This is a genomic window from Bradyrhizobium sp. GCM10028915 (assembly GCF_042666195.1).
Taxonomy (GTDB): Bacteria; Pseudomonadota; Alphaproteobacteria; order Rhizobiales; family Xanthobacteraceae; genus Bradyrhizobium; species Bradyrhizobium canariense_D.
The window spans coordinates 1-1,379 of record NZ_JBHTFN010000055.1 but is presented as its reverse complement, the minus strand read 5'-3'; the positions used below and the strand labels follow the sequence as shown (position 1 = coordinate 1,379).

2 pseudogenes are annotated in these 1,379 nt (G+C 64.3%); both read left to right on the top strand.

The annotated features are described in order from the left end of the window. A pseudogene (locus ACFQX9_RS29110) lies at positions 1-813 on the top strand (IS21 family transposase); the annotation flags it as partial. After that, a pseudogene (locus tag ACFQX9_RS29105) lies at positions 810-1,379 on the top strand (ATP-binding protein); the annotation flags it as partial. The pseudogenes ACFQX9_RS29110 and ACFQX9_RS29105, both read left to right, overlap by 4 nt.

Below are 1,379 nucleotides of genomic sequence, written 5' to 3'. Positions count from 1 at the left end.
TTCCCGCAACAATCGAGGCGTGGCCCACGAGAATGGCTCGATCGAAGGGCCCCACGGTCATCTTAAGCGAGCAATCGCGACGCCTTGCTGCTGCGCGGAACTGTCGACTTCGACGATCTTGCCACCTATCGCGGCTTCATCGATGAGATCGTCAGCCGCCGCAATGCCCGCAACGCCAAGCGGATCGATAGCGAGCGCGTGGTATTGCAGGAGCTGCCCGATCTCCGCACCTCCGACTACGAAGAGGTGATCGTCCGCGTGACGTCTTCGGGCGGCTTCACCCTGCGCAAGGTGTTCTACACGGTCCCATCGCGCCTGATCGGTCACCGGCTGCGGGCACGGCTCTACGACGATCACCTCGACGTGTTCGTCGGTGGCACGCATCTCCTGACCTTGCCGCGCGGGCGGCCGCATCCCAACGGCAAGTACGACCAGGTCGTCGATTATCGGCACGTGATCCATTCCCTGCGGCGCAAGCCAATGGCGCTTCTCAATCTGGTCTATCGGGACAGGCTGTTCCCGCGCGAGGGCTATCGGCGAACCTTCGACCGATTGCGCGAGCGCTTACCGGACAAGAAGGCCTGCCGGATCATGGTCGATCTCCTCGCGCTCGCTCATGAGCGCGGCTGCGAGGCCGAGCTCGCCGATCAGCTCACGGCCGACCTTGACGCCGGCCGACTTCCCGAACTCAACCGGCTGCGCGCTCACTTCGCTCCTGACCCCGCCCACCTGCCGAACGTCGTGGTGCAGTTCGCGCCGCTTGCCACCTACGAATGCCTCATTGGTACCGCCGAGACCGGAGGTGCCGCATGAGCGTGGCCAACACCGTTGATACCGCGCGCCTCAATCTGTTGCTCAACGAGCTCCGCCCGCCAGCCATCAAGGTGCTGTGGGCGCAATTTGTCGAGCAATCCGACAAGGAAGGTTGGCCGGCGGCCCGCTTCCTCGCCACCATGGCCGAGCACGAGATCGCCGAACGCGGTCGCCGGCGCACCGACCGTCATGCCGTCGAGGCCAGGCTGCCAGCCGGGAAGACCTTCGACAGCTTCGACTTCGAGGCCGTGCCGATGATCTCGAAGGCGCAGGTGATGGCGCTCGCCGCCGGTGACAGCTGGCTGGACAAGGGCGCCAATTTGCTCCTGTTCGGGACGCCCGGCGGCGGCAAGAGCCAGTTGGCGGCAGCTATCGGCCTGGCCCTCATCGAGAACGGATGGCGCGTCCTCTTCACCCGCACCACCGATCTCGTGCAAAAGCTCCAGCTGGCTCGCCGCGAGCTTAACCTCGAGGCTCATCAACCGCCTTGATCGCTTCGATCTCCTGATCCTAGATGATCTTGCTTACGTCACCAAGGACCAGGCCGACACTAGCGTGCTGTTCGA